Raw genomic sequence first — 19,871 nt, forward strand, 5'->3', positions numbered from 1 at the left:
TGTGGGATCAGTGGCGTGTTCAGAACTTCAGCGTCTGCTTGAGCATCTGCGCCGCCGGCGTATCACTTGGGCTGACCATCGCATAGTTGTACCCGGCCCCAGACCAGTACTCGGCCTGCAACTCACCATCGCTGCGGCTCCCCCGAGGCAGGAGGAAGTTTTTCGGCCCTGGCGGGCGGACGTAGAAGCTGACTTTGTGGCCGTCCTGATCCTCATAAACCACCATCGCCGCCGGCCCTTGTTCGGTGCTGAGCAGTCGCCCGCTGATGGGTTTGTATCCGGCAGCGGTCAGGTTCGGCAGGCGTTGGGCCTGGCTGAAATAACGGTCGAGCCAGCCCTGCATATCGCCGTCATCGCTGACTTTGTAATCCGCCGGCAGGATGCCTTGCTGGGCAATCAATCGGTAGGCCTGCATGGCATCGGTCATCGGTAGTGGAGCGCTGACCAGAGTCATTTGTCGCGCCTGCCAACCGCCCAATCCGCCGACGCTGACTGCGATCAGCAGCATCGCGGCACTGGCCAGATGACGGCGGGACTGGTGTTTGAGACGCTGGCGAATCAACGTCGGGTCGAGGTCCGGGTTGGCCGCCTGCTGCAAGGCGCCACTCAGGGCCGCGCGCAAGTGTTGGGCGTCCTGCTGCCAGGCGCGCACTTGCGCGGCCACTTCGGCGTTGCCGGCCAGAAAAGTCTCCACCAAACGTCGGTCGGCATCGCTGAGTTGATGATCGACGTAGGCGTGCAGGTCGCGTTCGCTGGGAGGCATGCTGATCATTTGAGTCTCCGCAGGGAAGGTTGGGTAATTGCGCCATCGCTGAGCTGGCGCAAGGCCTGGCGCGCGCGGGACAGGCGCGACATCACGGTGCCGGTGGGGACGTCGAGAATTGCGGCGACCTCTTTATAACTCAAGCCTTCCACCGATACCCAGAGCAGCAGCGCCCGTTGCTCGGTGCTGAGTTGGTCGAAGGCTTGCAGGGTCGATTGGGCAATCACGGTGCGCTCTGCCGAAGGCTGCGTATCATCACGTCCGGTAAAGAATTCGAGCATCCGCGCATACCGCCGTGAGCGGCGGTGGGCGTCGAGAAACTGTCGATAAAGAATCGAAAACAACCAGGCACGCAAGTCGCCTTCGGGGCGCTTGTCGCCCCAACTCGACAGCGCCCGCTCAAGGCAGGCCTGCACCAGATCGTCGGCGCTGCTGGGGTTGCGCGTCAGCGAAACGGCGAAACGCCGCAGCCTGGGAATGACTTCCCTGAGTTGTTCGTCGATATCGTTCATGAAGTTCTGACCAGTCACTACGCTGTGGTGAGTGTTCAGGAAGACGCCCGGCATTCGAGGTTATTCCACGCCCGGAAAAATAAACACCGGGCGATGGAATAAACCTGGGTGGGGTTCGTCTGTTTGATTCTTCTCACTTGTGGCCGATGGCCCTGGAGTCATTCATGGTAGATCGCTCATCACCGCCAACGGGGCCAGGCCGGCCACCGTTGAGTGCCGCGAGCCTGACGTTGCGCCTGACCGGCATTGCCGTGGTGGTCGCCGCGCTCGCCGGGGCTTTTGCCTACGTCAACGGCACACTCGACCCACAACGCCTGACGCCTTCAGCGCTGATCAATGTGCTGGAAAAAAACAACGGCGTGCATCCGGGGTTCCGTCGTAACCACGCCAAAGGGGTGTGCGTGATCGGGCATTTCGAGAGCAGCGGCCAGGCGCGCGAGTATTCCAGTGCCCAGGTGTTCAGCGAAGCGCGGACCCCGGTGGTCGGGCGTTTCGCACTGCCGGCCGGCAATCCTTACGCGCCGGACAACAGTGTGCCGATCCGCAGCCTGGCGCTGCGTTTCACCCAGGCCAACGGTCAGCAGTGGCGCACCGGGATGAACAGCATGCCGGTGTTCCCGGTGGGCACGCCCGAGGCTTTCTATCAATTGCAACAGGCGCAGTCACCGGACCCCGCCACCGGCAAACCGAATCCTGCGGCGGTGCCGGCGTTCTTTGGTTCTCACCCCGAAGCCGCGCCGTTTCTGGCCTGGATCAAGACTGCCAAACCTTCTGCCAGTTTTGCGACCGAGACGTATAACAGCGTCAATGCGTTTTACCTGGTGAATACAGCGGGGCAGCGGCAGGCGGTGCGTTGGAGCATGGCGCCAATTGTTCAGGACGTGGCAGGCGCGACGGCACCGGAGGGCGCTGACTTCCTCGAGAAAGATCTGCTTCAGCGCTTGTCCAGCGGACCACTGCGTTGGCAGTTGAACATCACCCTGGCGAACCCCGGGGATCCGGTCAACGATGCAAGCAAAGCCTGGCCCGACGGCCGAAAAGTGCTGAACGCCGGCACCCTGGTACTCGAAAGTACTCAGCCGCAACTCAATGGCGAGTGCCGTGACATCAACTACGACCCGCTGGTATTGCCCAGCGGTATCGAAGGCTCCGACGACCCGCTGCTTGCCGCTCGCTCAGCGGGTTACGCCCGTTCCTACCTGCGCCGCACCAGCGAAGTGAAGCAGTTGCCCAACGCCACACAGGAGTCTCGACAATGAGCGCCCAACCGAATCATTTCGCGCCATTGGCGCGGTTGCTGCATTGGCTGATGGCGCCGCTGGTCATCGCGATGTTGTTTATCGGCGCGGGCATGGTGGCCTCGGTCTCCGAGCGCCATGAGTGGCTGATCCATCTGCACAAGCCTTTGGGTGTCGCGATTCTGCTGTTGGTGATCGTGCGTCTGGCCGTGCGCTTTTCTACTCGACAGCCACCATTGCCAGCGGACTTGCCGGGTTGGCAAGCGCTGGCGGCCAAGGCATCCCATCTCTTGCTGTACGCGTTAATGTTGATTTTGCCGTTGCTGGGCTGGGCGATGATTTCGGCGGCTGGCGATCCGGTGATGCTCAGCAGTTCGCTGCAGTTGCCCTCGATTTTGCCGGCGAATGCCCAGGTGTTTGCCTTTCTGCGCAAGGCGCATGGGTATTTGGCGTACCTGCTGTTCCTGACCGTGCTGCTGCACTTGGCTGCGGCGTTGTTTCACGGTTGGGTGCGCCGCGATGGTGTGCTGAACAGCATGTTGCGGGGTAAAGATCGCGGCTGATCCGGGTTGCTGAAAAATGTGGCGAGGGGGCTTGCCCCCGTTGGGCTGCGAAGCAGCCCTAAATGCGATAGGTCAGGCATACCGCGTTTAATCGGTTTACGACTGCTGCGCAGCCGAACGGGGGCAAGCCCCCTCGCCACAGGTGTTGGGTGTTTTGGTGGCGAGCGTTCGCCACCAGTAAATCAACGCCACGGAATTGATGCCCGCACCCAGCCAGCACACTCCGATCCACCCGACCCAGGCGTACATCGCCGTCGAACCGATAGAACCCAAGGCGCTGCCGATCGAATAGAACAGCATGTAGCCGGCGGTGAGTCGGCTTTGCGCTTCGGGGCGCACGCTGTAGATCATGCTCTGGCTGGTGACATGAACGGCCTGCAAACCCAGATCCAGCGTAATCACCCCAAGCAGCAGCGCCCACAGCGAGGATTGAGTGAGGGCGATGGGCAGCCATGAGGCGAGCATCAGCAACAACGACAGTCCGCTGGTCCATTGACCCAGGCCACGATCGGCCAAATGCCCGGCGCGGGCGGCGGCCAGTGCGCCGGCGGCCCCGGCCAGGCCGAACAGTCCGATTTCGGTGTGGGTCAGTGAAAGCGGCGGGGCGCTCAGGGGCAATACCAAGGGTGTCCACAGCACCATGGCGCTGGCGAAAGTCAGCAGGGCGAGCATGGCCCGTTGACGCAATACCGGTTCTTCCTTGAACAAGGTGAAGACCGAGCCGATCAACGCACCGTAAGCACTATCCAGTCGCGGGTCTTCGTGCCTGGGCAACACACGAAACAACAGCAGCGCCATCACCAGGGTCAACCCGGCAGACAGCAGATAAATCGAACGCCAACCGGCCAGATCGGCCATGCCGCCCGCCACCGTTCGTGCCAGCAGAATGCCGACGACGATGCCGCTGGTAATCACGCCTACCACACGTCCACGTTGCGCAGGGATGGCCAGAGTCGCGGCATAGGCCACCAGGACTTGCGTCACGACCGCCAGTAATCCAGTCAGCGCCATGCCGAGCAGTAGCCAGGTGCTGTTCGAGGCTAACGCGATCATCAACAAGGCCAGCGCCGAAAACAGAGTTTGCAGGACAATCAACCGGCGACGGTTGAGCAGATCCCCTAGAGGGACCAGGAGCAACAACCCCACTCCATAACCAATCTGGGTGAGGGTGACGACGATACCGATGGTTGCCGGGTCCATGGCGAAGGCCTCGGCCATGGCATCGAGCAACGGTTGTGCGTAATACACATTGCCGACGGCCAAGCCGCAGGCGACGGCAAACAGCAGCACCACTGCGCCGCTCAAGGTGTGGTCAGGTTTCATCACAGACGTCCTTATGTGGTTTCAAAATAAAACCAGTTGTACGGTAAGGAGTCTGGTTTTATATTGCAACCACATTGGTTGCCGGCGGACGTTGTCATGGTTAAACGTACAAGCATGGAAGGCGCCGAGTGCCCGGTCGCCCGTTCGCTGGACGCGATTGGTGATTGGTGGTCGTTATTGATCGTGCGCGATGCGTTCGATGGCCTGCGGCGATTCGGTGAGTTCCAGCGCAATCTGGGCATGGCCAAAAACATTCTCTCGGTACGCCTGCGCACGTTGGTGGCTCACGGGATTTTTGACCTGGTGCCGGCGTCGGATGGCAGTGCTTATCAAGAGTACGTGCTGACGGAGAAGGGCAAGGGCCTGTTTCCGTTGATCATCGGGTTGCGGCAGTGGGGCGAGGCGTTTTTCTATGAGGCGGGGGAGGCGCATTCGCGGGTGGTTGACCGACAGAATGGTCGAGCGGTGAGGCCGCTGGAGTTGCGTGCCGAGGATGGACGCTTGTTGGGACCGGAGGATTGTGTGCGGATTGCCGCCGAATGAATCATGGCTGCATGCGGGGCATGCAGCCATCGAGGGGTATCAACGGAGGGTGTCGACCATCTCGGCGATGGTCGTCAGCACGTCCTTGCCCAACTGCTTGGAGCGCTTGCCGGACCAGCCGGTGAGTGCATTCGGCGCATCATTGTTGTCCTTGAACGGCATTTCCAGCGTCAGCGACAGGCAATCGTACTTCTGCCCAACACTGTTGCAAGCCAGCGTCATATTGGCCTTGCCCGGCTCATCTCGGGTGTAGCCGTGCTTGGTCTGGAAGTCCTTGGTCAGGTGCTTCAAATGGCTGCGGAAGTGCTCTTCGAGTTTCTCGATCCGTGGCGTATAGCCCGGGTTGCCTTCGCAACCGGCGGTGAACACGTAGGGAATTTCTTCATCGCCATGGATGTCGAGGAACAAGTCGACGCCGTACTTTTCCATCTGCTGCTGTACGAAAAAGACTTCCGGGCTGATCTCCTGGCTGGCGCTCTGCCAGGCGCGGTTCAGGTCCTGGCCCATGGCGTTGGTGCGCAAATGACCGTGGAAGGCACCGTCCGGGTTCATGTTCGGCACCAGGTACAGGTCGGCGCTGGCCAGGAGTTTTTGCATTACCGGGTCGTCATGTTTTTCCAGACGCTCGATCACGCCTTCCATGAACCATTCGGCCATGTGTTCGCCGGGGTGTTGCTGGGCGATGATCCAGACCTTGCGCTGACCTTCGGCACCAGTCCCTTTGCGTAACAGCTGGATGTCACGACCTTCAACGCTCTTGCCGGTGGCCAGCAGTTCGGTGCCGGCCTTGGTCAGTGCCTGTTCGATCAGCCAGTCATGACGGCCACGGCTGTAAGGTTCGAAATAGGCGAACCAGGCATGGGTGGCTGTGGCTTCAAGGCTGAAACGTAGGCAGTCGCCTTCGAAGATGGTTGGCACCCGGAACCAGTTGACGTGGTCGTAGGACGCCACCGCCTGATAACCATCCCAGGCCTTGTTGTATGAGGATTTACTGGCATTGTTCAGGCGAAACCAATGCTCCTGACCCACGTGCAGACCGCTGGCCTTGAAGTGGAACCACTGGAAATGCTGGCTGCGGGTGTCTGGCTTGATGGCCAGCAGCGCTTGCAGAGGATTGCTGATATCCAGCACGTCAATATTGCCGCTGTCGAAGTTTGCGCTGATGTCGAAAGAAGATTTAGCCACGGCCATAATCGGTTCCTGAATATGATTTTTATGGCTGCTACTTTACACGCAAGGGGGGGAGAAACCGGGGGAAATTGCAGGGGGGGCGTCCTCCTTGACGCCAGCGCAGCTTAGAGACTGCGCAATTGATTCTCAAGTGCTATTTTCATTAGTTTGGCCCAATGCTGCCGGGCCTCTCTTGCCAATAGATATTCTTTTGATATCATCCGCGCCAATCGAATTTGCAGCACCCACAGACTTCATTAGCCTGAAGCCATAAGCCAGAAAACTGGCAAAAAAAGACCCGGCAAAAAGCCGGGTCAAAAACCGTGATTAGCCTGATGAGGAGATAGTCCAGGAGACCGACCTAAGGTCCCTTGGTCTATCGACTGATCTCGCGACCAGTTGCTTGCAATAATAATCATTATCATTTGCAAGTCAAATGTTTTTATCTGCGCGATTGGAAAAATTTTCCTGTCTTCCTCCAGAGCGCTCCCGCCTCAATCGTTCTGATCGCCCTCCAGGGATCGGTCCACCATCGCCTTGGCCATGTCGATCATGTGCACCGTCGAAAACGCCAGATCCCGGCTTGCACCCTGCAGTTGGTTGGCTGACTCGTGCGCGGTGGCGGCGGCACAGCGCAACAGATCCGAAGCATGGACCAGTGCCTCTTCGCTGCTGATGTTACGGTTTACATTGAAGAAACGTTCTTCGCTGGCCTCTTCTGACACAGCTGGTTTCAAGTAATAGTCCAATGCCCGCTGCGCGGCGGCAGAGCCTTTTGGCGAGGTGAGGCTGGTGTCGATTTGCATGTCGGGCAAGGTATTGCTGGGGATGGTCATGACGATGGCAAGCTCCGTGATAGATTCAAATCCGTAAGCCCAGCTTAGTACGTACTGTATTTGTGTCTTGAATTTAAATACTACAATTTGTGTTTTGTTGGTCGGAGTACCCCACGTATCGTGCCGTACATGGATAAATGGATTGAATTGGTCAAGGCCAAAATGAGTGAACTCAAAGTCACTCAAGAAATACTCGCCGAGCGCATCGGGATGTCCCAGGGTGGCGTCGGCCACTGGCTCAATAAACGTCGTCAGCCCGGCATCGCAGAGATGAATCGTGTCTTGCGGGCGCTCGGCATGGATTATCTGGAAGTGGCGATGGTGATCAGGGAGCCGCTGCCCTCAGAGGATGAGGAGGTCTCTCTGACGCAAAAGTACAACCCGTACTTTCGCTACCCGGTCAGTGACTGGCGGGAAACCGGGGAGGTGCGCGACGGAGAGCTATCAACCTACGGCGCGTTATCGGTTGCCGGCAAGCCGCGCTTCGAGCTGTCCGATTACCACGCTCAGGGCGCAGCGTTCTGGCTAGTGGTGGTCGGCGATGCGATGACTGCCCCCACAGGTGCGAGCATTGCTGAGGGCATGCTGATTCTGGTCGACCCGGCTATTGTGCCGGAGCCCGGCAAACTGGTGATCGCCCAATGGCCCGACAGCGCCGAAGCCGTCTTTCGCAAACTGATCGAAGAGGGCGGGCAGCGTTATCTGGTCCCGCTCAATCCGACGTATCCGAAAGCCCTTTTCACCGAAGAATGTCGAATCATCGGCGTGGTGGTTCAGGCGACTGCCAAATTCTAATCAGATCGGTCCTCGCAACGCGTAGGACCGATCTTCATTTCACGCGTTTTCCAACTCAACCAAAGCACTGCCTTCGCTGACCATCTCGCCTTCCTGGCAATACAACGCCTTGATTATTCCGGCGTGTGGCGCGCGAATGCTGTGCTCCATCTTCATCGCTTCCAGCACCACCAGTTGCGCCCCGGCTTCGACCGTTTGCCCGGCCTCGACCAGTACGCGCACGATGCTGCCGTTCATGGGCGCGGTGAGCCCGCCCTGATGACTGTGACTGGCTTCGACGGCGCTGATCGGGTCATACGACTCGATGCGGCGCAGCTCACCGTCCCATTGCAGATACAGCGTATCGCCACGGCGGATTGCCCGGTGCTGGCGGCGCAAACCGTTGTGTTCGGTCAGCAGGTATTCACCTTTGAGCTGCGCGGTATGAGCGTCGGCATCGCCCAGGGTCAGCGCCCGGTCTTGCCCTTCGCAACTCAAATGCAGGGTGATTTCTGTCTGCAGTCCGACACGCAAACCATTGTTAATCGCCCAGGGCGAACTCAAGTCATCGTCGCGTGAAGCAGTCGGCTGGCTTTGCGCGAACGCCTGGGCCGCCGCTTGCCAGAACTCATCGCTCAACGGCGAAGGCTCCGGCAGCAGCTGTTCCTGATAACGCGGAATGAACCCGGTATCCAGTTCGGCGGCGGCAAACGCCGGGTGGCCGACGATCCGGTGCAGGAAGTTGATATTGGTCTTCAGCCCGCCAATGGCAAACTCATCGAGCATGCTCAACAACCGCAGACGCGCCTGTTCACGGTCTTCGCCCCAGGCAATCAGCTTGCCGAGCATCGGGTCGTAGAACGGCGAAATCTCGTCGCCTTCTTCGACGCCACTGTCCACCCGACGCCCCGGCCCTTCGGCGGATTCGCGATACAGTTCCAGTCGGCCAGTAGCCGGCAGAAAATCATTGCCCGGGTCTTCGGCATACAACCGCACTTCGATCGCATGGCCGATCAGCGGCACCTGATCCTGGGTCATCGGCAACGCTTCACCGCGCGCCACGCGAATTTGCCAGGCCACCAGGTCGAGGCCGGTGATCGCTTCTGTGACCGGGTGTTCGACTTGCAGGCGCGTGTTCATTTCCATGAAGAAGAACTCACCGCGCGCATCCAGCAAAAACTCCACGGTGCCGGCACCGACGTAACCAATGGCCTGTGCCGAACGTACGGCGGCTTCGCCCATGGCGCGACGCAACTCCGGGCTCAGACCTGGGGCGGGCGCTTCCTCGACGACTTTCTGGTGCCGACGCTGAATCGAGCAATCACGTTCATTGAGGTACAGGCAGTTGCCATGTTGGTCAGCGAACACCTGGATTTCCACATGACGCGGTTTGAGCAGGTATTTCTCCACCAACATCCGCGAATCGCCGAACGAGGATTGTGCTTCACGTTGCGCCGAGGCCAGGGCTTCGGCCAGTTGGCTGACATCCTCGACCACTTTCATGCCTTTGCCGCCGCCGCCCGCCGTGGCCTTGAGCAGCACCGGATAACCGATGCGTTCGCAGGCGTCATGGAAGGTGTCCAGGTCCTGGGCTTCGCCGTGGTAGCCGGGCACCAGCGGCACGCCGGCGGTTTCCATCAAGGCTTTGGCCGCAGACTTGCTGCCCATGGCATCAATGGCCGAGGCGGGCGGGCCGAGGAAGATCAGGCCGGCGGCTTCGATTGCGCGGGCGAACCCGGCGTTCTCCGAAAGAAAGCCGTAGCCCGGATGAATCGCCTGGGCGCCGCTGGCCTTGGCGGCGGCGATCAGTTTGTCGATTTGCAGGTAACTGTCGGCGGCTTTGCTGCCGCCCAGGTCGACCCGTATATCGGCTTCGCGGCTGTGCCGGGCGTCACGGTCGGTGGCGCTGTGTACGGCGACGGTGGTCAGGCCCAGTGCCTTGGCGGTGCGCATCACTCGGCAAGCGATTTCGCCGCGGTTGGCCACCAGCAAAGTGGTGAGAACAGGTGCGCTCATCAACGCGGCTCCTTGGGGGTGGTTTCGGCTTGCCAGGTGGGCGAGCGTTTTTGCAGGAAAGCGCGCAGGCCTTCCTGGCCTTCAGGGCTGACGCGGATTCGGGCGATGGCGTTTTCGGTATAGCGCCGCAACGCCGGAGTCAGCGCGCCGTTGCCGACTTCACGCAGCAGATCCTTGCTGGCACGCATGGCCGCCGGGCTATTGAGCAGCAGATTGTCGACCCACTGTTCAACGCGTTGTTCCAGCTCGGAGGCTGGATAGCTTTCCGACAACAGGCCGATTTCCCGAGCCCGTTGCCCGCCGAAACGTTCGGCGGTCAAGGCATAGCGCCGTGCCGCGCGCTCACCGATGGCTTGCACCACGAATGGGCTGATGACCGCCGGCGCCAGGCCGATGCGCACTTCCGACAGGCAGAACTGCGCGTCGTCGGTGCCGATGGCCATGTCGCAGCAACTGATCAGGCCCAGCGCGCCGCCGAACGCCGCGCCTTGCACCACGGCCAGCGTCGGGACTTTCAGTTTGGCGAGGTTGTACATCAACTCGGCCAGTTCCCGGGCGTCATCCAGGTTGGTGTGGTAATCGAGTTCGGCCGATTGCTGCATCCATGCCAGATCGGCGCCGGCGCTGAAATGCTTGCCGCGCCCACGGATCAGCAGAAAACGCAGGCTGGCATCGCTCGAAACTTTGTCCAGCGCGAGGATCAGTTCGCGGATCATTTCGGCGTTGAAGGCGTTGTTCTTTTCTTCTCGGCTGAGCCACAGGGTGGCGAAGCCACGCGGATCGGTCTGCAGCTCGAGGGTGTTGAAGTCGCTCATGGTTTTCTCCAGATCACATCCGGAACACGCCGAAGCGGCTCGGTTCGATAGGCGCGTTCAGCGATGCCGACAAGGCCAGGGCCAACACGTCGCGGGTCTGCGCCGGGTCGATGACGCCGTCGTCCCACAGCCGGGCGCTGGAGTAGTAGGGGTGACCCTGTTCTTCGTACTGATCGAGGATCGGTTGCTTGATCTCGGCTTCCTGCTCGGCGCTGAAACGATGCCCGCTACGCTCGGTTTGCTCACGCTTGACCTGCACCAGCACGCCTGCCGCCTGTTCTGCTCCCATCACGCCGATCCGTGCGTTCGGCCACATCCACAGGAAGCGTGGATCGTAAGCCCGCCCGCACATGCCGTAGTTACCGGCGCCGAAGCTGCCGCCGATGATCACGGTGAATTTCGGCACCTTGGCGCAAGCCACCGCCGTCACCAGTTTCGCGCCGTGCTTGGCGATGCCGCCGGCCTCGTATTTCTGGCCGACCATGAAGCCGGTGATGTTTTGCAGGAACAGCAATGGAATGCCGCGCTGGCAGGCCAGTTCGATGAAGTGCGCGCCTTTTTGCGCGGCTTCGGCGAAGAGGATGCCGTTGTTGGCGAGAATCGCGATCGGGTAACCGTGCAGGTAGGCAAAACCGCACACCAGTGTCGTCCCGAACAAGGCCTTGAACTCATCGAACACCGAGCCGTCCACCAACCGGGCAATGACTTCGCGCACGTCGAACGGTTGCTTGGCGTCCGCCGACACCACGCCGTACAACTCGTCGCTGCTGTAGAGCGGCGCGATCGGCGTACGTTGCTGCACCTCGCCGAGCTTGCGCCAGTTGAGGTTGGCAATGCTGCGTCGGGCCAATGCGAGGGCGTGTTCGTCGCTCTCGGCGTAATGGTCGGCAACCCCGGAAATCTTGCAGTGGACGTCGGCACCGCCGAGTTCTTCGGCGCTGACCACTTCACCGGTCGCGGCTTTTACCAACGGTGGGCCGGCAAGGAAAATCGTTGCCTGCTGACGAACCATGATCGCTTCGTCCGCCATGGCTGGCACATAGGCACCACCGGCGGTGCAAGAACCCATGACCACCGCAATTTGCGGAATGCCCATGGCGCTCATGTTGGCCTGGTTGAAGAAGATCCGCCCGAAGTGTTCGCGGTCCGGGAACACTTCATCCTGACGCGGCAAGTTGGCGCCGCCGGAGTCCACCAGATAGATGCAGGGCAGGCGATTCTGCTGGGCGATGGTTTGCGCGCGCAGGTGTTTTTTCACCGTCAGCGGGTAATACGAGCCGCCTTTCACGGTGGCATCGTTGGCGACGATCATGCATTCGACGCCTTCCACCCGGCCGATGCCGGCAATCACGCCAGCGGCGGGAACGTCTTCGCCATAAACCTCATAGGCCGCCAGTTGGCTGATTTCCAGAAACGGCGAGCCCGGATCGAGCAGACGATTGATCCGCTCACGGGGCAGCAACTTACCCCGCGAAGTATGGCGTTCTTGAGCCTTGGGACCGCCACCTTGCTGCACCTGGGCGAGCAGGGTATGCAGGGCGTCGACCTGTTTGAGCATCGCTGCGCTATTGGTCGCGAACTCCGCCGAACGGGGGTTGAGCTGGGTATGCAGGATAGCCATGGACAGCTCCGTTTAGCGGGTTTCGTTGAACAGTTCGCGACCGATCAGCATGCGACGGATCTCACTGGTGCCAGCGCCGATTTCATACAGCTTGGCGTCACGCAGCAGACGGCCAGCCGGGAATTCGTTGATGTAGCCGTTGCCGCCGAGAATCTGGATCGCGTCGAGGGCCATTCGGGTCGCGCATTCGGCGCTGTAGAGGATGACTCCGGCGGCGTCCTTGCGGGCGGTTTCGCCACGCTCGCACGCCTGGGCCACCGCATAGAGGTAGGCGCGGCTGGCGTTGAGCTGGGTGTACATGTCGGCGACTTTGCCCTGGATCAGCTGGAATTCGCCGATGCTCTGGCCGAACTGTTTGCGGTCGTGAATGTACGGGACGATCAGGTCCATGCAGGCCTGCATGATCCCGGTCGGGCCACCGGAAAGCACCACGCGCTCGTAGTCGAGGCCGCTCATCAGTACTTTCACGCCACCGTTGAGCACGCCGAGAATGTTTTCTTCCGGCACTTCGACGTCATCGAAAAACAGCTCGCAAGTATTCGAACCGCGCATGCCGAGCTTGTCGAACTTGTTGCTGCGGCTGAAGCCTTTCCAGTCTCGTTCGACGATGAACGCGGTGATGCCGTGGGGGCCTTTTTCCAGGTCGGTCTTGGCGTAGATCACGTAGGTGTTAGCGTCGGGGCCGTTGGTGATCCAGGTCTTGCTGCCGTTGAGTACGTAGTGGTCGCCGCGTTTGTCGGCGCGCAACTTCATCGAGACCACGTCGGAGCCGGCATTCGGTTCGCTCATGGCCAGGGCACCGATGTGCTCGCCGCTGATCAGTTTCGGCAGGTATTTGCTTTTCTGTTCGTGAGTGCCGTTGCGGTTGATCTGGTTGACGCAAAGGTTGGAGTGCGCGCCGTAGGACAGGGCGACCGAGGCCGAGCCACGGCTGATTTCTTCCATGGCGACCACGTGCGCCAGATAACCCAGGCCCGCGCCGCCGTACTCTTCCGGCACAGTAATGCCGAGCAGGCCCATGTCGCCGAATTTGCGCCACAGGTCGGCCGGGAACAGATTGTCGATGTCGATCTGAGCGGCGCGCGGGGCGATCTCTTTGGCGACGAAGGACTGAACCTGATCGCGCAGCATGTCGATGGTTTCACCGAGGGCAAAGTTCAGGGATGGGTAGCTCATGGGGCACCTTTTGGCTTTTTTGTAGGGTGGGGAGGGCAGTGATTCGGCTCTCACCTTTACGTTAACGTAAGCCTGTGACGAATGGCTGTCAATCACCCTTTACGTTAACGTCAACTTGAGCGAGAGTAGAGCCAGTTCTGAAAGACCAGCGTCGCACTCTGTGGCGAGGGAGCTTGTGTGGCGAGGGGGCTTGCCCCCGTTCGAGTGCGCAGCACTCGCAGATATCGGGTCCGCTACGCGGCCCAACGGGGGCAAGCCCCCTCGCCACACAAGCCGCTCCCACAGGTCGCCGTCGGCAGCCCATTAATAAAGACAATAGGGGTCGTCATGGATCAACCCAGTGCAAGCCCGCAGCGCAGCTATACCCGTGGTTCCCAGGACAAAGCCTTGCTGGCGATGACCATCGGCCAGGCGTTTGATAACACCGTCGCGCAATACCCGAACGGGGAGGCGCTGGTCGTGCGCCATCAACAGCTGCGCTACACCTGGCAGCAGTTGGCAGACGCCGTCGACCTGCACGCCAGAGCGTTGTTGGCGTTGGGCTTGCAAACCGGCGACCGGCTCGGCATCTGGGCCCCGAACTGTGCCCAGTGGTGCATCAGCCAGTTCGCCAGTGCGAAAATCGGCGTGATCCTGGTCAACATCAACCCGGCTTACCGCAGTTCCGAACTCGAATACGTATTGAAGCAGTCCGGTTGCCAATGGCTGGTCTGCGCCGGGGCTTTCAAGACGTCTGACTATCACGGCATGCTGCAAGGGTTGGTCCCCGAATTGGCGGAGCAATCCATTGGTCAATTGCAGAGTGAATGCCTGTCGGAACTGCGCGGGGTGATCAGTCTGGATGCACAGCCGCCATCGGGTTTCCTGCCGTGGTCGCAACTGACCGACCTGGCGGCCAGCGTGTCAGTCGAGCAATTGCGCGAACGTCAGGACAGTCTGCATTTCGATCAAGCGGTAAACATCCAATACACCTCCGGCACCACCGGTTTCCCCAAGGGCGCGACCCTCAGCCACTACAACATTCTCAACAACGGTTACATGGTCGGCGAAAGCCTCGGGTTGACCGCCCGTGATCGGCTGGTGATTCCGGTGCCGCTGTATCACTGCTTCGGCATGGTCATGGGCAACCTCGGCTGCGTCACCCACGCCAGCACCATGATTTATCCCAACGACGCGTTTGACCCGTTGCTGACGTTGACAACGGTCGCCGAAGAAAAGGCCACCGCTCTCTACGGCGTGCCGACCATGTTCATCGCCATGCTCGATCAGCCCAAACGCGCCGAATTTGACCTGTCGAGCCTGCGCACCGGGATCATGGCCGGGGCGACGTGTCCGATCGAGGTGATGCGTCGCGTTATCAACGAAATGCACATGAGCGAAGTGCAGATTGCCTACGGCATGACGGAAACCAGCCCCGTGTCTTTGCAGACCGGTCCGTCAGACGACCTGGAATTGCGCGTCACCACTGTCGGCCGCACCCAGCCGCAACTGGAAAGCAAGATCATCGACGAGGCAGGTAATCTGGTGCCACGCGGCACCATTGGCGAGCTGTGCACTCGGGGCTACAGCGTGATGCTCGGCTACTGGAATAACCCGCAAGGCACCGCCGAGGCTATCGATCAGGCAGGCTGGATGCACACCGGCGACCTAGCGAGCATGAACGACGAAGGCTACGTGTGCATTGCCGGGCGTAACAAGGACATGATCATCCGCGGCGGTGAGAATATTTACCCAAGGGAGCTGGAAGAGTTCTTCTTCACCCACCCGGCAGTTGCCGATGTGCAGGTGATCGGCATTCCTTGTTCCCGTTATGGTGAGGAGATCGTCGCCTGGATCAAATTCCACCCCGGCCACAGCGCCACCGAGCAGGAACTGCAAGCCTGGTGCAAGGAGCGCATCGCGCACTTCAAGACGCCGCGTTACTTCAAGTTCGTCGAGGAGTTTCCGATGACCGTGACCGGCAAGATCCAGAAGTTCCGGATGCGCGAGATCAGCATTGAGGAATTGGCCGTAACGGATCGACACGAAGCTTGAATGCCCCGGCCGGTAGCACCGGCCAGGGCATCGCTCAACTTATGGGTTGGATGCGTAGCGAGGAGTTCGCCTGTCGCGGGTTTTCAGTTCCTCCAGGTGATCAAGGCGACTTTCTTTGTGGATACGCCGGGTGGTGATTCGGTCCGGGTAGCAGCGCATGAACATATTCGTGAAGTGCTCGCCGTAATGGATGCATTCTTGGCTGCCTGGTTCGAACAACGGTCGGGCAGAAGCTTCGAAACCCGGTTCGTGGAAGTACGCGCAGGCGAAGCGTTCACGAGTATTGAGCTTGACCTTGTGTGGGGTGGAAAGCAGCAAGCCATTGGTCATGAACTGCATGATGTCGCCAGGGAACACCGTCCACACCCTTGGCGTGGGTGTCACGAAAGTCCAGGGTTCCTCGTGTTCGAACAAGCCTGCCGAACTTTCTTCCGGCAGCCAGTTGCGGTTGCGCTTCTCGCCCTTGACCGGTGGGCGAATGTACAGACCGCCGACGTCGTCCTGGGCCGCGATAACCAGCAGGCCATAGTCCGTGTGCGCGCCAATGCCACGGGATGATTTGGACGTTTTGGTCGGGAAGCGCAATACGCGCATGTGGTGCCAGCCATCGCGTGTCAGGTCGGTGAAGGTGCTGATTGGCAGGTTCATGCCCAGCGCCGTGAGCTTGAGTAGTTTCTCGCCTGCTGCGCCGAGCTCGTCCATGAACGCTTTCATGCGTTTGTGATAAACGCTATCGGGCCATGGCACCGGACCATGGCAAGGCCAGCCCTTCTGGACGCGCGGATCACTCTCGGGCAAGTCTTTGCAAATGGTGAAAATCTCCGAGTAATCCGCCTGGCCGGCAGTGATTTCCTCGCCGGAAGCGATATAGCCGCTGTAGGCTGAATCGTTGATGCAACTGCTTTTGAAGGTTTGAGGTTTCTTGAAAAAGCGCTTGCTGACGGCTATTGCCGCTTGCGTCTTGCGATCCTGTTCGACACGGGTCTTGATCTGGAAAATGCCATCTGTCCGCCAGGCGCGGATCAGCTGTTCTCCCAACGTGATATCGGCGGTGCTGCCCGTTACCTTGGCGGGCAGCTTGAAGGTTTTCAACGTGATCATGTTCGTCTCCTTTTATCCAGTAAAGGGACGTGTACTCATTCCAGAGACGTTGACGAACAGCGGTGGCCAACGGAACAGCTCCAGACCTTCATGGCATGGATCATGAGCGTCCCTGCAATCCCCGAAGGGAAGGCGAGTTATAGGGGATCCGGGTTTTGATTTGACCTGCCATTTCTGACAGTTTCGACGAACGGACAGTCAGCGGGATTGAGCAGGGGGGGGTTACAAGGAAGGCAGAAAGCACAAAGGGGAGCCGAAGCTCCCCTTTAATTTTGTCGTTACGTGCTCTTTTTTTATTATTGAGGGGCGGTCTGTTGTTGTTTTTGGCAACCGTGGCCCTTTACCGCTGTTTTTGTCGATCCCCATCCGGGATCAAGAGCAAACGTATTTTTTTGAGCGCTGATCTACTTTTTCGCCTAAGCGATCCAACCAGTTCGGGAGCTACCTGAAGGTAGTTTTATTGTTCTCTGCCCGGTTGCGGGTTACTTCGAAAAGCACCCTGAAAAGCACACCTTCTCCAAAAAAATCTGTTAGCTGCGTCTCTGCCGTGTTGTTCTTGTTATGTCAGAGTCGTTACGTCTTATTTTTATTGGTTTGCAGTTTTTATTCTTGTTATGCCATAGAGATAGCAGAAGCCGTGCCAACTTTAAAAAATCCTTTAAAATCAACGGTTTGATTTTTTGTGGATTTTTTCAGTCGGTCCAAACCTGACATTTTGTTTCCGTGTTACTCGTTTGTGCCCACGTATCCGCGTGCGCGGTAACACCCGGACACATCCACGTTGTCACTGTGCGCTGCGGGCCTTGGCCACGCGCGAGCCGGTAGGGCGCCCCAGCACCGCGCAAATCTGCTGGCCGGCGCGGATCAAGGCATCCAGATCGATGCCGGTCTCGATGCCCAGGCCATTGAGCAGGTAGACCACGTCTTCGGTCGCGACATTACCGCTGGCGCCCTTGGCATACGGGCAGCCGCCGAGGCCGGCGATGGAACTGTCGAACACCGCGATGCCTTCCAGCAGGCTGGCATAGATGTTGGCCATGGCCTGACCATAGGTATCGTGGAAGTGCCCGGCCAGTTTTTCCCGTGGCACGTCGGCCGACACCACTTCGAACATCTTGCGGGTCGCGCCAGCGGTGCCGGTGCCAATGGTGTCGCCCAAGGAGACTTCGTAGCAGCCCATCGCATAGAGCTCGCGAGCGACCCGGGCAACTTGCGCAGGCGCAACATCACCCTCGTAAGGGCAGCCGAGCACGCAGGACACATAACCGCGCACGCTGACGCCATGTTGTTTGGCGGCGTCCATGATCGGCACGAAGCGCTCCAGGCTTTCGCTGATCGAGCAATTGATGTTGCGCTGGGAGAACGCTTCCGATGCCGCGGCAAACACCGCGACTTCCTTGACCCCGGCAGCGATGGCGTCTTCAAAGCCTCGAAGGTTGGGGGCGAGGGCGCCATAGGTTACGCCCGGCTTGCGCCGGATCTGCGCGAAGACCTCGGCGGAACCGGCCATTTGCGGTACCCATTTGGGCGAGACGAAACTGCCGACTTCTATATAGCCCAGGCCGGCGGCGGTCAGCGCATCGACCAGTTGCACCTTGTCCGCAATGCTGATGGGCTGGGCTTCATTCTGCAGACCGTCGCGGGGGCCGACTTCGACGAGGCGTACGTGGGTGGGTAGGGACATGGGAATCGACCTGTGCTGATTGTCTGAATACTGAGAGAACCCTGTGGGAGCGGGCTTGTGTAGATCTATTGGACGGCCTGTTGGCTCTTGATCGTCTGCTCCAGCGCCTGGGTGCAGCGCTCTTCGGCCGTATCGAGTTCCAGTTTCATCTGTTCGATGTCCAGCAATTGCTGTTCGAGTTGTTCCCGGCGCTCGGCGATTTTCGCCAGCATGCTGTTCAACTGCTTGGTGTTACCGCTGGAGGGGTCATACAGCTCGATCAGCTCGCGGCATTCGGCCAGGGAAAAGCCAATGCGCTTGCCCCGCAGGATCAGCTTCAGGCTGACCTTGTCACGGGGCGAGTAAATGCGTTCCTGGCCCCGGCGTTCGGGGCTGAGCAGGCCTTGCTCTTCATAGAAGCGAATGGCCCGGGTGGTGATGTCGAGCTCGCGGGCGAGGTCGGAAATGCTATAGGTCTGGCTGCTCATGGAAGCGCTCGAAAAAGGTCATGGCGCTAAGCTAATGGCAGGTTGACGTTTACGTCAAGGGGCATGGGGTTTCGCTGTTCTTGCTAGCCCTATCGCGAGCAGGCTCGCTCCCACAATAGATCTACGGTGAACACAATATTTGTGTAAAACAAAGATTTCCTGTGGGAGCGAGCCTGCTCGCGATAAAGGCGCCGCGGACCAAAGCCCTACACCTTATCGAGCTTCTTCTCCTGCGCCGTAACCTGCTGGCACAACTCGATCATCTGCTCGCGCATCCAGCGGTTGGCCGGGTCCTGGTCGGTGCTTTCGTGCCAGTAGAGGTGAGTTTCCACCGGTGGAACCTCTTTAACCGGCAGGTTCACCGAGTACAAGTCATGTCGACGGGCGAAGCGTTCCGGCACGGTCATGACCATGTCGGTCTGCTGCAATACCTGGGATGCCATCAGGTAATGCTGGGAGCGCAGGGCGATCTTGCGCTGGATGCCCATTTTGCCCAGGGCCAGGTCGACATAACCCAGACCGCTACGGCGGCTGGAAATATGGATGTGGGTCAGGGACAGATAATCGTCGAGGGTGAATTTCTCTTTGCCCGCCAACGGATGGCCCTTGCGCATGGCGCACACATAACGGTCTTCCATCAACTTGACGTGACGCACCTGCGGGTCGGTGTTGAGCGGCGCATCCACCGCGAAATCGAGACGCCCGGCCGCCAGTTCCTTGGTGGTCTCGCGTCGTTTGGACAGGAAGCTCTCGATGATCACCGTTGGCGCCAGGCGTCGCAGGCGCTGGAACAGCGGCGGCAGGATCACCGCTTCAGTGAGGTCGGTCATGCTGATGCGGTAGGTCTTGACCGCCTGTAACGGGTTGAAAATCCGGCTTTCCTGGACCGACACCCGCAGCAAGGAGAGGGCGTTACGCACCGGCCCGATGATGTTCTGCGCCATCGGCGTCGGCACCATGCCTTGGGCCGTGCGCACGAAAAGTGGATCGTTGAAGGTCTCGCGCAAGCGGGCCAGAGCGTTCGAGACCGCCGGTTGAGTAATGCCGACAATCTGCCCGGCGCGCGTCAGGTTGGCTTCGGTGTAGATCGCGTCGAAGACGATGAAAAGGTTGAGGTCGACCTTGCTCAGATTCATTGCGCTGCGCTCTCTGCTCTTATTTTAGGAAGGTGGCTCGATCAGTCGATCATATATCGGTGATGAATGTTAATACACGCCGAGAATAGGCTAGGTAAA

18 protein-coding genes are annotated in these 19,871 nt (G+C 59.6%); 5 read left to right on the forward strand and 13 right to left on the reverse strand.

Going from position 1 to position 19,871, the window contains the following annotated elements; all coding sequences use genetic code 11:
* Positions 1-19: 19 nt before the first annotated feature.
* On the reverse strand, positions 20-772 hold the full coding sequence (locus ACZ9BB_RS05000) for an anti-sigma factor family protein (protein WP_476212791.1): 753 nt from the start codon (positions 770-772) through the stop codon (positions 20-22).
* Positions 769-1,275, reverse strand: a complete 507-nt coding sequence (locus ACZ9BB_RS05005) for an RNA polymerase sigma factor (protein WP_476218201.1) — start codon at positions 1,273-1,275, stop codon at positions 769-771. Before ACZ9BB_RS05005 ends, ACZ9BB_RS05000 begins: the two co-directional genes overlap by 4 nt.
* Before the next feature lie 164 nt (positions 1,276-1,439).
* Between ACZ9BB_RS05005 and ACZ9BB_RS05010 the strand changes: the two genes are divergently transcribed.
* A complete protein-coding gene (locus ACZ9BB_RS05010) occupies positions 1,440-2,534 on the forward strand; it encodes a catalase family peroxidase (RefSeq protein WP_476212792.1) in 1,095 nt (364 codons plus the stop codon).
* On the forward strand, positions 2,531-3,076 hold the full coding sequence (locus ACZ9BB_RS05015) for a cytochrome b (protein ID WP_476212793.1): 546 nt from the start codon (positions 2,531-2,533) through the stop codon (positions 3,074-3,076). Before ACZ9BB_RS05010 ends, ACZ9BB_RS05015 begins: the two co-directional genes overlap by 4 nt.
* A gap of 96 nt (positions 3,077-3,172) precedes the next feature.
* On the opposite strand, the gene ACZ9BB_RS05020 is transcribed toward ACZ9BB_RS05015, so the two are convergent.
* The gene (locus tag ACZ9BB_RS05020) at positions 3,173-4,399 is read right to left on the reverse strand and encodes an MFS transporter (RefSeq protein WP_476212794.1); all 1,227 of its coding nucleotides are present in this window, start codon (positions 4,397-4,399) and stop codon (positions 3,173-3,175) included.
* Positions 4,400-4,495: 96 nt separating this feature from the next.
* Between ACZ9BB_RS05020 and ACZ9BB_RS05025 the strand changes: the two genes are divergently transcribed.
* Positions 4,496-4,942, forward strand: coding sequence for a winged helix-turn-helix transcriptional regulator (locus ACZ9BB_RS05025; RefSeq protein ID WP_476212795.1), 447 nt, complete (start codon positions 4,496-4,498; stop codon positions 4,940-4,942).
* 39 nt (positions 4,943-4,981) lie between these two features.
* Here ACZ9BB_RS05025 and ACZ9BB_RS05030 read toward each other — a convergent pair whose 3' ends face one another.
* Both ACZ9BB_RS05030 and ACZ9BB_RS05035 read right to left on the reverse strand, forming a co-directional pair.
* Positions 4,982-6,133, reverse strand: a complete 1,152-nt coding sequence (locus tag ACZ9BB_RS05030; protein ID WP_476212796.1) for a M14 family metallopeptidase — start codon at positions 6,131-6,133, stop codon at positions 4,982-4,984.
* Positions 6,134-6,606: 473 nt separating this feature from the next.
* Positions 6,607-6,948: a DUF6124 family protein gene (locus ACZ9BB_RS05035; protein WP_476212797.1), complete on the reverse strand. Its 342-nt coding sequence runs from the start codon at positions 6,946-6,948 to the stop codon at positions 6,607-6,609.
* A gap of 129 nt (positions 6,949-7,077) precedes the next feature.
* Here ACZ9BB_RS05035 and ACZ9BB_RS05040 point away from each other — a divergent pair, with 129 nt between their 5' ends.
* Positions 7,078-7,743: a LexA family protein gene (locus ACZ9BB_RS05040; protein ID WP_476212798.1), complete on the forward strand. Its 666-nt coding sequence runs from the start codon at positions 7,078-7,080 to the stop codon at positions 7,741-7,743.
* A 39-nt stretch (positions 7,744-7,782) separates the two neighbouring features.
* On the opposite strand, the gene ACZ9BB_RS05045 is transcribed toward ACZ9BB_RS05040, so the two are convergent.
* From ACZ9BB_RS05045 to ACZ9BB_RS05060, 4 genes are read right to left on the reverse strand one after another with little or no spacing between them, the layout of a single operon-like run.
* A complete protein-coding gene (locus tag ACZ9BB_RS05045; protein WP_476212799.1) occupies positions 7,783-9,738 on the reverse strand; it encodes an acetyl/propionyl/methylcrotonyl-CoA carboxylase subunit alpha in 1,956 nt (651 codons plus the stop codon).
* Positions 9,738-10,553, reverse strand: a complete 816-nt coding sequence (locus ACZ9BB_RS05050; RefSeq protein ID WP_476212800.1) for a gamma-carboxygeranoyl-CoA hydratase — start codon at positions 10,551-10,553, stop codon at positions 9,738-9,740. Before ACZ9BB_RS05050 ends, ACZ9BB_RS05045 begins: the two co-directional genes overlap by 1 nt.
* Positions 10,554-10,566: 13 nt before the next feature.
* Complete coding sequence (locus ACZ9BB_RS05055; protein ID WP_476212801.1) at positions 10,567-12,174, reverse strand: carboxyl transferase domain-containing protein; 1,608 nt, start codon at positions 12,172-12,174, stop codon at positions 10,567-10,569.
* Positions 12,175-12,186: 12 nt separating this feature from the next.
* Positions 12,187-13,350 carry an isovaleryl-CoA dehydrogenase gene (locus tag ACZ9BB_RS05060; RefSeq protein WP_223489832.1) on the reverse strand — a complete coding sequence of 388 codons (1,164 nt, stop codon included), beginning with the start codon at positions 13,348-13,350 and terminating at the stop codon, positions 12,187-12,189.
* A gap of 327 nt (positions 13,351-13,677) precedes the next feature.
* On the opposite strand from ACZ9BB_RS05060, the gene ACZ9BB_RS05065 reads away from it, so the two are divergent.
* The gene (locus ACZ9BB_RS05065) at positions 13,678-15,384 is read left to right on the forward strand and encodes an AMP-binding protein (protein WP_476212802.1); all 1,707 of its coding nucleotides are present in this window, start codon (positions 13,678-13,680) and stop codon (positions 15,382-15,384) included.
* Positions 15,385-15,423: 39 nt separating this feature from the next.
* Here the strand turns inward: ACZ9BB_RS05065 and ACZ9BB_RS05070 are convergent, their stop codons facing one another.
* The 4 genes from ACZ9BB_RS05070 to ACZ9BB_RS05085 all read right to left on the reverse strand — a co-directional run bounded on the left by ACZ9BB_RS05070 (position 15,424) and on the right by ACZ9BB_RS05085 (position 19,772).
* Positions 15,424-16,485: a 2-oxoglutarate and iron-dependent oxygenase domain-containing protein gene (locus ACZ9BB_RS05070; RefSeq protein ID WP_476212803.1), complete on the reverse strand. Its 1,062-nt coding sequence runs from the start codon at positions 16,483-16,485 to the stop codon at positions 15,424-15,426.
* A 784-nt stretch (positions 16,486-17,269) separates the two neighbouring features.
* Positions 17,270-18,169, reverse strand: a complete 900-nt coding sequence (locus tag ACZ9BB_RS05075; RefSeq protein WP_476212804.1) for a hydroxymethylglutaryl-CoA lyase — start codon at positions 18,167-18,169, stop codon at positions 17,270-17,272.
* A gap of 65 nt (positions 18,170-18,234) precedes the next feature.
* Entirely contained in the window at positions 18,235-18,636 is a 402-nt protein-coding gene (locus ACZ9BB_RS05080; protein WP_476212805.1) for a MerR family transcriptional regulator, read from the reverse strand.
* 206 nt (positions 18,637-18,842) lie between these two features.
* The gene (locus ACZ9BB_RS05085) at positions 18,843-19,772 is read right to left on the reverse strand and encodes a LysR family transcriptional regulator (protein WP_476212806.1); all 930 of its coding nucleotides are present in this window, start codon (positions 19,770-19,772) and stop codon (positions 18,843-18,845) included.
* Positions 19,773-19,871 lie beyond the last annotated feature (99 nt).

The organism is Pseudomonas sp. TE3552, assembly GCF_056278945.1.